Here is a 13,305-nt window from a genome sequence, read left to right on the forward strand (position 1 = left end):
GGAGACATTTTGTGAGCGAACTCATTCGCGTACCTGACATCGGCAGCGGTGAAGGTGAAGTAATTGAACTGTTTGTGAAGGTCGGCGACCGCATCGAAGCCGACCAGAGCATTCTGACGCTGGAATCGGACAAGGCCAGCATGGAAGTGCCGGCCCCGAAAGCCGGCGTCATCAAGAGCCTGAAAGTGAAGCTGGGCGACCGCCTGAAAGAAGGCGACGAACTGCTCGAACTGGAAGTTGAGGGCGCCGCGCAAGCGGCTCCTGCGCCTGCTGCTGCACCGGCTGCAAAAGCTGAAGCCAAACCGGCTGCCGCTCCTGCTCCAGCCGCGCCAGCCACTGCCCCGGCTGCCGCTTCGGTGCAGCAAGTGCACGTGCCGGACATCGGTTCGTCGGGCAAGGCCCAGATCATCGAGATCCAGGTCAAGGTTGGCGACAAGGTCGAGGCTGATCAATCGTTGATCACCCTGGAATCCGACAAGGCCAGCATGGAAATCCCGTCGCCTGCCGCGGGCGTGGTCAAGGCCATCAGCGTCAAGCTCAACGACGAAGTCGGCACTGGCGACCTGATTCTGGATCTGGAAGTGGCGGGTGCTGCGGCCGCTCCGGCTCAGGCTGCTGCGCCAGCCGCTGCTGCTGCGCCTGCTCCGGCCGCCGCCCCGGCTGCACCGATTGCCGACAGCGTTCAGGACATCCACGTTCCGGACATCGGTTCGGCCGGCAAGGCCAAGATCATCGAAGTGCTGGTCAAGGCTGGCGACAGCGTTGAAGCCGACCAGTCGCTGATCACCCTCGAATCCGACAAGGCGAGCATGGAAATCCCGTCGCCTGCCGCGGGCGTGGTGGAAAGCGTTTCGATCAAGCTGGACGACGAAGTCGGCACCGGCGATCTGATCCTCAAGCTGAAAGTCAAAGGTGCGGCCCCGGCTGCTGCCCCGGCTCCAGCTGCCGCTGCGCCAAGCGCTCCGGCACCTGCCGCTGCTGCTCCGGCTGCCGCTGCCCCTGCTGCTGGCGCTCCGGTTGCTGCGCCGGCCAAGCCTGGCGCGAAAGTTCACGCCGGCCCGGCCGTGCGTCAACTGGCCCGTGAGTTCGGCGTCGAGCTGAGCGCTGTTGGCGCCAGCGGTCCGCACGGTCGCATCCTCAAGGAAGACGTGCAGGTTTACGTCAAGGCGATGATGCAGAAGGCCAAGGAAGCGCCAGCTGCTGGCGGCGCAACCGGCGGCGCGGGCATCCCGCCGATTCCGGTCGTGGACTTCAGCCGCTTCGGCGAAATCGAAGAAGTGCCGATGACCCGTCTGATGCAGGTCGGCGCGGCCAACCTGCACCGCAGCTGGCTGAACGTGCCGCACGTAACGCAATTCGACTCGGCGGACATCACCGAGCTGGAAGCCTTCCGTGTTGCGCAGAAAGCCGTCGCGGAGAAGGCCGGCGTCAAGCTGACCATCCTGCCGCTGCTGCTCAAGACCTGCGCACACCTGCTCAAGGAACTGCCGGACTTCAACAGTTCGCTGGCACCAAGCGGCAAGGCGATCATTCGCAAGAAGTACGTCAACATCGGTTTCGCGGTCGACACCCCGGATGGCCTGCTGGTACCGGTCATCAAGAACGTCGACCAGAAGAGCCTGCTGCAACTGGCCGCAGAAGCTGCTTCGCTGGCTGAAAAAGCCCGCACCAAGAAGCTTTCTTCGGACGAGATGCAGGGCGCCTGCTTCACCATTTCCAGCCTCGGCCACATTGGCGGCACCGGCTTCACGCCGATCGTCAACGCGCCGGAAGTGGCGATCCTCGGTGTTTCCAAGGCAACCATCCAGCCAGTCTGGGACGGCAAAGCCTTCCAGCCGAAACTGATGCTGCCACTGTCGCTGTCCTACGATCACCGTGTGATCAACGGCGCCGCTGCTGCACGCTTCACCCAGCGTCTGGGTAGCCTGCTGGGCGACATCCGCACCATCCTGCTGTAAAGCGTTCGGCCCTCCGGCAACGGAGGGCCGACTGCGTTCCACGTTTTCGAGCGCCACACGCTCGTACCTCAACCCCGTCAGTTTGACGGGGCTTTTTTTGCCCTGAAAAAAGTGCAGCGGCTCTTCCTACAAGTTCGGTTTACTTGAACTACGACTGCAGTCGAATTCGTCCCGATATTTTTCACCGACAGGCAACTAATCTCTGCCCTCGGATTAAATAACGATTTTCCCGAGTTATTTATAAAAAACGAAACTTACTCGAACGGACTCGAATATGTTCAAGCCAACTATTGGCCCGATTATCGGCCACACGACAACTCATCACGCGCGTATATTCATGCGCGCCGACAAGCAAGGCAACGCACCGGTATTTGCCGCCATTCGCTATCGGAAGTCTGGAACACAACAGTGGTCAGCTAGTATTTTCGCCGAACCCAGTGCGCTGCGCGACATGACCGAAGTGTTCACCCTCAACAACTTGAGCAGTGACACCGAATATGAATACCAGACCGGCTGGTTCAGCCCGATGAATCCTGTCCATACCGTGGACAGTGTCGCCGAACTGCCGCTGCAGTGGCCGCGGGAAATCTATCGATTGCGCACCCGCTCAAGCAATGCCCTGCAGGCAAAGGCCTATATCGTCGGCTCTTGCCGCTATTTGCGCATGACGGCGGGGGTGCCGGTGCTGCCCCATCTGGGTGACCGGATCTTTGCCTCCATCAACCAATTGATCGAAGGTGCCCAGCCGCCGATCAGTGCCACCCTGATGACGGGTGATCAGGTTTATGTCGACGACCTTAATCTGTTTGCACCTGATCGTGAATATAAGGACATCCTCAGCAAGTACCGTGCGGCCTTCTCTCAGCCGAATATTCAGCGTTTGATGTCCGGCACTTCGACTTATATGATTCTGGATGATCACGAAATTGAAGACAATTGGCCGGCGAATGCCAAACAATCAGATCACGTGTTATATCGCAACGCCATGGCCGCCTATGAAATCTATCAAGTCAGCCACAGCCCGGCGCATGAACTTACAACTAACGAAAAGGTGAATCGGGCAAAACTCGAGCACTACTGGTATCAATTCAGTGACGGTGATATCGAATGGTTTGTGACCGACAGTCGCACCCGCCGCAACTTGTCAGCCGATGATCGCCGCATACTCGATGAGGCGCAGGAACAGGCGCTGCTCAAATGGCTGACCAACAGCCCGGCGCGGGTGAAATTCATCGTGACCAGCGTGATGTTCTACCCGGATCGCAAATTGCACGGCGACGATGCCTGGAAAGCCTTCCCGGAGCAGCGCCTGCGCCTGCTGGAAACCATCCGCACCCGACGCATCAGGAATGTCGTGTTTGTCTCGGGCGATGTGCATGGCTCGCTGACCTCGCGCCTGACGCATAGTGAAGACCCGGATTTCGAAGTCCACACCATCGTTTCCTCGCCGCTGTGCAACAGCAAGCTGTTGCCCTATGCCAAGGCGTCGACGTTCATCCTCGATCGACCACTGGCGCGCACGGCGACGGGTGATTATCAGCATGAGTTGACCAGCCCGGTCGTCAGCGAAGACAACTTCGCCCATGTAGTCGTCGAGACTGATCAAATTCTGGTCAATTACCATGATCGTGATGGCAAGAAGCTGCAATCGATCAGCCTGAAATTACGCTGAGATCTTGAAAGATCGCAGACTTCGGCAGCTCCTACATTGGCATACATCCCTTGTAGGAGCTGCCGCAGGCTGCGATCTTTTGCTCTTTTCAACCACACACTGGAGAAATGCCCCGAGCGGCCGACACATTCTTATAGCACTTGGCCTTCATCTCTCTTGTCAGTCGGTGCCGCAATGATGCAACCTTGCCGCAGGCAACAGTAAAGAGGGCGAGAGCCCGCGCGTTCAGCATATTTCCAAGCGAGTTCCTTCATGAAGAGCCAACCCGATGCCGCCAGCCGTATGGCGGCCGAGGTAGTGACGCAGTTGCCTGTGCCCTCGCGGCTCGGCATGCTGCGTTTCGAGCGCTTGAATGAAGCGAGCTGGGCGATGCTGTTTCTCGATCCCAACTGCGAACGCCAGTTCGGCCAGCCAGCCGTCGAATTGTGTGCCTTGGTCGGCTCGCCCTACGCCAGCCTGATGGAGCCTGAAGCTCGCTATCAGTTGCACGACGCGATCCAACAGCAACTGCGCGACAGCCCGCATTATCTGGTGCGCTACACCCTGCACACCGCCGCTGGCGTGCTGAGCATCCTCGAACTCGGCGAAGCCTATAAGCAGCACAATCGGCACTTGCTGCGCGGTTATTTGCTGGCGGTCGATGATGTCTTCGACGAAGCACCAGCGCTGCCCTCCGTCGACCTCGAAACCCAGAACTCGCGGCTGCAGATCGCCTTGGAGCTGAACCAGCGCGCCCAGCAGGAACAACTGCAGCACCTTGATCGGGTGCGCGCCCAGCAGGATCTGATTCTGCTGCTTGCCCGCCAGCGCTACAGCAGCCACAACTCGCTGCAGGAAGCCGCCGAACTGATCACCCGCTGCGCCTGCGACATCTATGAAATCGACTGCGCCAGCCTGTGGAACCTCGAAGGCAATCTGCTGGTGCCGATTTCCGCGTATCACCGCGCAACGCAGGAATACCTCCTGCCGGAGGTGATCGACATCAGCGGCTTCCCCGACTACATGGAAGCGCTGCACGGCAGCCGCGCCATTGACGCGCACAATGCGATGCGCGACCCGCGCACCCGCGAGATGGCCGAAGCCCTGCGCCCGCGCGACGTCAATGCCATGCTCGACGCCAGCATCCGCGTCGACGGCCAGGTGGTCGGCGTGCTCTGCCTGGAGCAGACCGGTGTCACCCGCGCCTGGCAGTCCGACGAAATCGCCTTTGCCGGTGAGCTGGCGGATCAGTTCGCCCAGGTCATCAACAACCACAACCGCCGCACCGCCACCAGCGCCCTGCACCTGTTCCAGCGCGCGGTCGAGCAAAGCGCCAACGCCTTTTTGCTGGTCAATTGCGACGGCGTGGTCGAGTACGTCAACCCGAGTTTCACCGCAATCACCCAGTACTCCACCGAGGAAGTCCACGGCCAGCGCCTGTCGGAACTGCCGGCCTTGGAAAACCTCAGCGAGCTGCTGTTTGACGCGCCGTCGGCGCTGGCCAAGAGCAACAGCTGGCAGGGCGAATTCAAAAGCCGGCGCAAGAACCTCGAACCGTATTGGGGCCAGTTGTCGATCTCCAAGGTGTATGGCGATAACCGCGAGCTGACGCACTACATCGGCATCTACGAAGACATCACTCAGACCAAACTGGCGCAACAGCGCATCGAGCGTCTGGCGTACACCGACAATCTGACCAACCTCGGCAACCGCCCGGCGTTTATCCGCAATCTGGACGAACGCTTCGCCCGCGACAGCGACACGCCGATCAGTCTGCTGCTCGTGGACATCGACAACTTCAAGCGGATCAACGACAGCCTCGGCCACCAGACCGGCGACAAGCTGCTGATCAGCCTCGCCCGGCGCCTGCGCAACAGCCTGAGCCCGAGCGGCAGCCTCGCGCGCTTCGCCAGTAACGAGTTCGCCGTTCTGCTCGACGACACTGATCTCGCCACTGGCCAGCAGATCGCCAACCAGTTGCTGGCGACCCTCGACAAACCGATGTTCGTCGACAACCAGCTGATCAGCGTCACCGGCTCCGTGGGCCTGGCCTGCGCGCCTCTGCACGGCCGCGATCCGCAAACCCTGATGCGCAACGCCGGTCTGGCCCTGCACAAGGCCAAGGCCAACGGCAAGCATCAGGTGCAAGTCTTCACCGAAGCGCTGAATGCCGAGGCCAGTTACAAGCTGTTCGTCGAGAACAACCTGCGCCGCGCCCTGACCCAGAATGAGCTGGACGTGTTCTATCAGCCCAAGCTGTGCCTGCGCAGCGGTCGCCTGCTGGGCATGGAGGCGCTGCTGCGCTGGAACCACCCGGAGCGCGGGATGATCCGCCCGGATCAGTTCATCAGCGTTGCCGAAGAAACCGGCCTGATCATTCCGATCGGCAAGTGGATCGCGCGTCAGGCCTGCCGCATGAGCAAAGCGCTGACCGCCGCGGGCATGGGCAATCTGCAAGTGGCGATCAACCTGTCACCCAAGCAGTTCTCCGACCCGGATCTGGTCGCGTCCATCGCCAACATCCTCAAGGAAGAAGCGCTGCCGGCCAGTCTGCTCGAACTGGAGCTGACCGAAGGTTTGCTGCTGGAAGCCACCGAAGATACGCACTTGCAGCTCGATCAGCTCAAGCGCCTGGGCCTGACCCTGGCCATGGACGACTTCGGTACCGGTTACTCGTCGCTCAGTTACCTGAAGAAATTCCCGATCGACATCATCAAGATCGATCGCAGCTTCATCCACGAAATCCCCGACAACCAGGACGACATGGAAATCACCTCCGCGGTGATCGCCATGGCCCACAACCTGAAGCTCAAGGTCGTGGCCGAAGGCATCGAGACTGCCGAACAACTGGCGTTCCTGCGTCGCCACCGTTGCGACGTCGGCCAAGGCTACCTGTTCGACCGGCCGATCCCCGGTGGTGAGCTGATCCAGGCGCTCAAGCGCTACCCGCGCGGCCCGCTCTGCCTCTAGCCCTCGCCGCCCTTTCATGTAGGAGCTGCCGCACGCAGCTCCTACATTGAATAGTGCGAAATCCGGCATCATTCGGCACACTGGCGGTCTGATTTTTTACATCCCATCCTGACTGAGAGGAACGATCATGGTTCTGCGCTCGGAAATTCTGGTGAACAAAAACGTGCTACCGACCAAAGACCAAGCTCTACCCGGCCGCGAAACCGCGATGACCCTGCCTGAAAAGCATTTCGTCTTCGAAGAAACCCCGTTGCTCGGCCCGTTTTTCCAGGACGTCGACTTCGCGATCTTCGGTCTGGGTTGCTTCTGGGGCGCGGAGCGCCGTTTCTGGCAGCGCGAAGGCGTGGTCAGCACCGTGGTCGGTTACGCCGGTGGCTACACGCCGAACCCGACTTACGAAGAAGTCTGCTCGGGCCTGACCGGCCACGCCGAAGTGGTGCTGGTGGTGTATGACAAAGCCAAGGTCAGCTACGAAGAGCTGCTGGCGATGTTCTGGGAACTGCACAACCCGACTCAGGGCATGCGTCAGGGCAATGACATCGGCACTCAATACCGCTCGGTGATCTACGCGACCTCGCCAGAGCAACTGGACGCGGCGCTGAAGAGCAAAGCGGTGTATCAGGCTGAACTGTCGAAGGCAGGCCTGGGCGAAATCAGCACCGAAATCGAACAGGCGCCGACCGTGTATTTCGCCGAGGCCTATCACCAGCAATACCTGGCGAAAAACCCTGAAGGTTATTGCGGGATCGGCGGCACCGGCGTGTGCATGCCACCGAGCCTGGCGGGTAATTGATTAAAGTCTGAAAGCAAAAGATCGCAGCCTTCGGCAGCTCCTACAGGTCCGCGTATGTGTGGACGACACTGAACTTGTAGGAGCTGCCGCAGGCTGCGATCTTTTGATCTTGCCCTTGATCAGCTTTCGGCGATCAACCAATCCATCTGCCATCCACCCTGAGTCTGCCCAAGCTTCTTCGACAACCACGGCAGCAACTCGCGCAATTCTTCCTCCAGCCCCCACGGCGGATTGGCAATCGCCATGCCGGAGCCGTTCAGGCTGTTCGGCGTATCCAGCGGATGCACCAACAGTTCCACGCGCAGCAACTTCGGCGCACCGGTACCGGCCAGATCCTGATAGAAACGACGCAGCGCACGCTGATCCTTCACCGGATACCAGATCGCCGCAACGGTCTGGCGCATGCGGCCAATCGCTTCTTTCAGCGACGCCGCACACTTTTGCATCTCGTCGAGCTGTTCGAACGGCGGATCGATGAGCATCACCGCACGTTTTTCCTGCACCGGCAGCATCGCCCGCGCCACATGCCAGCCCTCGCCCAGATGCACCTTGACCCGACGATCGCCGGCCATGTTCTCCTTGAGCTGCACGCCGTCTTGCGGGTGTTTCTCGTTGAGCATCACCCGATCCTGCGCCCGGGTCAGACGCCGCGCCAGCTCCGGTGACCCCGGGTAGTAACGCAACTGGCCATCCGGGTTCATCTCGTGCAGCACCTTCATGTAGTCGGCGGTCAGCGCCGGCAGATCCGGCTGATCCCACAAACGTGCGATGCCTTCCAGGTACTCGCCGGTACGGTTGGCCTGATCGCCCTGCAAGTCATACAGACCGATACCGGCGTGCGTATCGAGATAGGCAAACGGCTGTTCCTTGCGCGACATCAGGGCGATGAGGCGGGTCAAGGTCAGGTGTTTGAACACATCGGCGTGATTGCCGGCATGGAAGGCGTGACGATAATTCATGGCTGCTCCTGCGAGGGCCGTGAAGTTTACCTTTTACCGGGCGGCAAGTCAGGGGTTGGCGGCTGAGCGGCCCTCTTACATCTTAAGATCCGGTCCAATACCTGTGGCGAGGGGATTCATCCCCGATGGGCTGCGCAGCAGCCCCCCCTATTCTGTCAACATGTTGTATCTGTTGCTCCGCGATGACAGGTCTTGGGGCCGCTTCGCTGCCCATCGGGGATGAATCCCCTCGCCACAGTTCAGTTGCCTCAACAACCCATCGAAAGCTTTATCAAAGCCCAGGACGCGAACATCGCTGATCCTTGGACTTCGCCCGGAAATTTCATTCTGCTTCGTCCTGCAAATGGTCCAATAACGCCGATTGCGACGTTTCTTCCGACGCTGAAACCTGAAAAAACCGCCTGACCTTGCAACGTAAAACCGGCTCGGGAAAGGCCTCGAACAAGGCAGGATGCTCCTCGCTCAGCCACTGCACAGCATTGCCGATGCGAATGTCATCAGCTGTTGCGGCCAAGACCGATCCCGTTACTTTCCACCAAGGAAATACTCGCCCCGAAACCTGCGCCCTGCCCCCGATCTCCACGGCCTGTCCATTGATCAAGCCGCGCGAGATCACCGGCATCAACTGCGCAGATTGCACTTCGTCGGACTTTAGGATCGGCAACACAAAACGCCCATCCCAGAAGCGAAAAAACACCGCTGCGCCGTCCGGCATCAGCACTTGAGTCAGGCTGCGAAAGTGCTCAACTACCACCTCCAGGCTCGCCGAGGACACCGCCAACCACCCCCAGTCGCGAGACTCGGTAGAGGCCACCCAATCGAGAAACTCACTGTCCGCCGCGACAATTCCCACAAAGGGCATTACCGCGTCCCACTCGGCGTAGATCGTGTCCGCCCAGATCGGGTTGGGTCCGACCAGCGGAGGCCTGGCGTCGCTGGCATTACTGAAAATCGCGAACAGTTGCTCCGCAGGTTTCAGCGGCTCACGCGCCAGCCACGCTGAAGGCGTCAGGCACTCAGGCTGCACAAACACCGTCCTTGCAGCGCTCGCACTCTTCGCAGAATGGCGCATCGCCTTTAAAGCTCATGATTTGTGCGGCGGTGAGCATGGCCGCCGGTGCCGCTGCAAGTTTCGCTGGCAACCCCGGCACACCAGGTGCCGCGCTCATTGCCGCCATCGGCGCGCCACCGACTTGAATCGGCACGCTACTGAAGATCCCGCCAGGCCCGATGTTGATCCACTGCCCGCCGGCCTGAATCGTGGCGCTCGCGCCGCCGTCGATCACCACTTGTTGCCCGGCACTGACGTGGATTTGTGCGCTGGCGCTGGTGGCCTGGTTGCTCACCCGAATATGCCGATCGCCGACCACCGTCAGGTGATCGTCCTGTTTGACTTCGGTCTGGCGCTGGCCGTGGGTGATGCGTTGTTCGTCGGCCTTCAACTCATGCTTGGCGGTGCCCGTGACGACGATGCTGCGCTGGTTGTCGACCTGCACCTGCTGGTCGTGCAGTACATGCTGGGTCCAGTTGCGCTGGGCGCGCAGGTAGATTTCTTCGGCGCCCTTTTTGTCCTCGATGCGCAGCTCGTTGTAACCACCGCCACCGGGGCTGCTGTGGCTGCGGAAGATGCTGCGGGTCTTGTCCGCCGGGAGGTCCAGCGGCACCGGGGTCGCGGCATTCGGCAGGCACCCCATCACCAACGGTTTGTCGGCATCGGCGTCGATGAAACCGACCAGCACTTCCATGCCGACTCGCGGGATCAGCACGCTGCCGTAATGGTCATGTGCCCAACCGGTTGCCACACGCAGCCAGCAACTGGAATGCTCGTTGAGCTCGCCGTCGCGATCCCAGGCCAGTTGCACCTTGACCCGACCGTACTCGTCGCAGTGGATTTCCGCGTCGTGCGGCCCGGTGACGACGGCAGGTTGATAGCCAAGCATTCGTGGTTTTTCAGGGCCGAGGGCTGGGCGGAAGAACACCTCCCAAGGCGTAGCAAGAAAGGTATTACGGTAACCCTGGAATGTTTCCCCATCGCTGGTCACCGATTCCTCCAGCACCTGCGGCTGTCGCCCACGGTGTTCAATGGCGGTGAGCAGCCACAGGTCATTCCAGTCCAGGCGCGGGTGTTCGGTCAGTTGCATGAAATGTCCGCACACCAGGGCAGACACGTCGCTGATGCCCTCGGCCTGACGGTAATCGGCGACATGTCGCTCAAGCGCTCTTTGGGCCAGGTGCCTGCCGGTTCCACGATCGTTGAATTGGCCGGGGAAGTGATAATCCTCTAGCACCGGGCGCTGCTCACCGTCGACCCGACTTTGCAGCTGCAGGCGCGGCTTGATGAAGTTGTAATCGCGCCGGGTCACTACGCTGGTACGGGTTTCCACGCGAACATTGAAACGATTGATCGCCGGCGCGCCACCGGCCATGCCGCTGCCGGGCAGATAAAGCGTCGGTTGAGCCAGTTTCGGGAACACCGTCTGATCATCACCGAACACCAATAGGTGACCTTCCGGACTGTGCTGAAAGTGATAATGAATGCCGACCTCGGCACACAGGCGCTGAATGAACGCCAGATCGCTCTCGGCGTACTGCACACAATATTCGCGCACCGGGTAATCACTGCCGAGACGAAACTCGAAGGCGTCACGCAGGATCGCGTGGTCCTTGAGGATCCGCGTCACGATTTGCGGCACCGTCTGATGCTGAAAAATACGCTGATTGGTCCGGTGGCCGAGGTAGGTCAGACGCGGCACAAGGCTCAGGTGATAGCGTGTCAGACGTTTCCCGGAATCCCCCTGCCCGACCCGATAAATCTGGCCGTGGATACCGCCACCATCGGCGTCAAAACTCAGAAACGCCTGACGATGCAGCAGGCTCTCGAGGTCCAGATCGGGCCGTTCACTGACCAGTTCCAGCTCGAAACGAAAGGGTTGGCTGATGGCTTCCTTGCCCGTGAACTCAAGGACTTTGAGATCAAATTGGGCGCCTTCGAGGGTCAACGTGAAACGCGGTTGATTGGCAGGCGCGAACATCCGATGTGTCTCTGCAGATTGAGGGCGGGCGATTCTGCATGAGGGATAACGGGTGTTGGACGGGTGACGGGAAAATCAGATTTGCCCTACTTTTTCTGGCGAAAAAGCCTTCGGATATTGGCGCAATCGACTACAGACATATCCCCCAAAACCACCACTGGACCTGTGGGAGCTGGCTTGCCAGCGATGAGGCCGGCACATCCAACTTATTCGCTCACTGACACACCGCCATCGCTGGCAAGCCAGCTCCCACAGGGTTCTCCAACTTCTTGAGAAATCACAGGCACAAAAAAACGGCCCGCCTCCTTGTAGGAAACGGGCCGTTTTTCTGTGAGCCGCAGCTCAGTGCATCACTTGTTCAGGTGGAAATCTTTTTCCGCCGCTTCGAAGCGCTGCACCATGCCTTTGGTTGGCTCGCCCATTTTGCTGACGATGTAGATCGCCAGGCTGGCGAAGATGAAGCCCGGGATGATTTCGTACAGGCCCATCACCTCGAAGTGCTTCCACACCACCACGGTGATGGCGCCGACCAGGATGCCGGCCAGTGCGCCGTTGCGGGTCATGTCTTTCCAGATCACCGAGATCAGCACCACTGGACCGAACGCGGCACCGAAACCGGCCCAGGCGTAGGACACCAGGCCCAGTACGCGGTTTTCCGGGTTGGCGGCCATGGCGATAGCGATCAGCGCCACCAGCAACACCATCGCGCGACCGACCCACACCAGCTCAACCTGGGAAGCGGATTTGCGCAGGAAGGTTTTGTAGAAGTCTTCGGTCAGGGCGCTCGAGCACACCAGCAACTGGCAGCTCAGGGTGCTCATGACCGCGGCGAGAATCGCCGACAGCAGGACACCGGCCACCCACGGGTTGAAGAGGATTTTCGCCAGTTCGATGAACACCCGTTCGTGGTTCTCGGTGACTGGGCCGGCCACTTCCGGGTGCGCCGAGAAGTAGGCGATACCGAAGAAGCCCACGGCGACGGTGCCGCCCAGGCACAGGATCATCCAGGTCATGGAGATGCGACGGGCGTTGGCAATCGACTTCACCGAGTCAGCGGCCATGAAACGCGCGAGGATGTGCGGCTGACCGAAGTAACCCAGACCCCAGCCCATCAGCGAGATGATGCCGATGAAGGTGGTGCCCTTGAGCATGTCGAAGTTGCTTGGATCCTGGGCTTCGATGGCGAGGAACGTGGTATCGACGCCACCAGTGGCCAGCAACACGATGATCGGCGTCAGCAGCAAAGCGAAGATCATCAGCGTGGCTTGCACGGTGTCAGTCCAGCTCACCGCGAGGAAACCGCCGACGAAGGTGTAGGCAATTGTCGCCGCCGCACCGGCCCACAGCGCCGTCTCGTAGGACATGCCGAAGGTGCTTTCGAACAGACGGGCACCGGCCACAATGCCGGAAGCGCAGTAAATGGTGAAGAACACCAGAATCACCACCGCCGAAATGATGCGCAGCAGGCCACTTTTGTCTTCGAAACGGCTGGAGAAGTAGTCAGGCAGGGTCAGGGCATCGCCGTTGTGCTCGGTCTGCACGCGCAGACGGCCGGCGACGAACAGCCAATTCAGGTAGGCACCGACGATCAGGCCGATGGCGATCCAGCTTTCGGACAGACCGGACATGTAGATGGCGCCCGGCAGGCCCATCAGCAACCAGCCGCTCATGTCGGAAGCACCGGCGGACAAAGCCGTTACCACGCTGCCGAGGCTGCGGCCGCCAAGAATGTAGTCTGAAAGGTTGTTGGTGGAGCGATAGGCCATGAAGCCGATCAGTACCATTGCTGCGATGTAGATCACGAACGTGATCAGTGTTGGATTGCTTACGCTCATTAAGTTACGCCCTGGCTTTGTTTTTATGTAGCAGCGGTGATCAATCGCACACAAACGACGATGTTTGGCAGACGAAACGGGATCCCGCGCATTTAGGACTGATGTTT

General features: G+C 60.1%; 8 protein-coding genes. 4 read left to right on the forward strand and 4 right to left on the reverse strand.

Going from position 1 to position 13,305, the window contains the following annotated elements; translation table 11 throughout:
* The first annotated feature begins 11 nt into the window (after positions 1-11).
* From aceF to msrA, 4 genes are all read left to right on the forward strand, one after another.
* A complete protein-coding gene (gene aceF / locus AB1J88_RS18320) occupies positions 12-1,958 on the forward strand; it encodes a dihydrolipoyllysine-residue acetyltransferase (RefSeq protein ID WP_430291654.1) in 1,947 nt (648 codons plus the stop codon).
* A gap of 274 nt (positions 1,959-2,232) precedes the next feature.
* Positions 2,233-3,630, forward strand: coding sequence for an alkaline phosphatase D family protein (locus AB1J88_RS18325; protein ID WP_430291655.1), 1,398 nt, complete (start codon positions 2,233-2,235; stop codon positions 3,628-3,630).
* 252 nt (positions 3,631-3,882) lie between these two features.
* Positions 3,883-6,579, forward strand: a complete 2,697-nt coding sequence (locus AB1J88_RS18330; protein WP_041065866.1) for a putative bifunctional diguanylate cyclase/phosphodiesterase — start codon at positions 3,883-3,885, stop codon at positions 6,577-6,579.
* A gap of 127 nt (positions 6,580-6,706) precedes the next feature.
* On the forward strand, positions 6,707-7,372 hold the full coding sequence (msrA, locus tag AB1J88_RS18335; RefSeq protein WP_047290930.1) for a peptide-methionine (S)-S-oxide reductase MsrA: 666 nt from the start codon (positions 6,707-6,709) through the stop codon (positions 7,370-7,372).
* A 119-nt stretch (positions 7,373-7,491) separates the two neighbouring features.
* On the opposite strand, the gene AB1J88_RS18340 is transcribed toward msrA, so the two are convergent.
* The 4 genes from AB1J88_RS18340 to putP all read right to left on the reverse strand — a co-directional run bounded on the left by AB1J88_RS18340 (position 7,492) and on the right by putP (position 13,198).
* Positions 7,492-8,331 carry a 23S rRNA (adenine(2030)-N(6))-methyltransferase RlmJ gene (locus tag AB1J88_RS18340; protein WP_131670949.1) on the reverse strand — a complete coding sequence of 280 codons (840 nt, stop codon included), beginning with the start codon at positions 8,329-8,331 and terminating at the stop codon, positions 7,492-7,494.
* A 322-nt stretch (positions 8,332-8,653) separates the two neighbouring features.
* A complete protein-coding gene (locus tag AB1J88_RS18345; RefSeq protein ID WP_430291656.1) occupies positions 8,654-9,358 on the reverse strand; it encodes a DUF4123 domain-containing protein in 705 nt (234 codons plus the stop codon).
* Positions 9,348-11,363 carry a type VI secretion system tip protein VgrG gene (locus AB1J88_RS18350; protein WP_430291657.1) on the reverse strand — a complete coding sequence of 672 codons (2,016 nt, stop codon included), beginning with the start codon at positions 11,361-11,363 and terminating at the stop codon, positions 9,348-9,350. Before AB1J88_RS18350 ends, AB1J88_RS18345 begins: the two co-directional genes overlap by 11 nt.
* A gap of 350 nt (positions 11,364-11,713) precedes the next feature.
* A complete protein-coding gene (gene putP / locus AB1J88_RS18355) occupies positions 11,714-13,198 on the reverse strand; it encodes a sodium/proline symporter PutP (RefSeq protein WP_086794202.1) in 1,485 nt (494 codons plus the stop codon).
* Positions 13,199-13,305 lie beyond the last annotated feature (107 nt).

It is taken from the genome of Pseudomonas sp. S8, from assembly GCF_050473925.1.
Taxonomy (GTDB): domain Bacteria; phylum Pseudomonadota; class Gammaproteobacteria; order Pseudomonadales; family Pseudomonadaceae; genus Aquipseudomonas; species Aquipseudomonas parakoreensis.

Coding starts and splice junctions, on each gene's coding strand:
- AB1J88_RS18325 (WP_430291655.1), top strand. CDS start 2,233: ATGTTCAAGCCAACTATTGGCCCGATTATCGGCCACACGACAACTCAT.
- AB1J88_RS18330 (WP_041065866.1), top strand. CDS start 3,883: ATGAAGAGCCAACCCGATGCCGCCAGCCGTATGGCGGCCGAGGTAGTG.
- msrA (WP_047290930.1), top strand. CDS start 6,707: ATGGTTCTGCGCTCGGAAATTCTGGTGAACAAAAACGTGCTACCGACC.
- AB1J88_RS18340 (WP_131670949.1), bottom strand. CDS start 8,331: ATGAATTATCGTCACGCCTTCCATGCCGGCAATCACGCCGATGTGTTC.
- AB1J88_RS18350 (WP_430291657.1), bottom strand. CDS start 11,363: ATGTTCGCGCCTGCCAATCAACCGCGTTTCACGTTGACCCTCGAAGGC.
- putP (WP_086794202.1), bottom strand. CDS start 13,198: ATGAGCGTAAGCAATCCAACACTGATCACGTTCGTGATCTACATCGCA.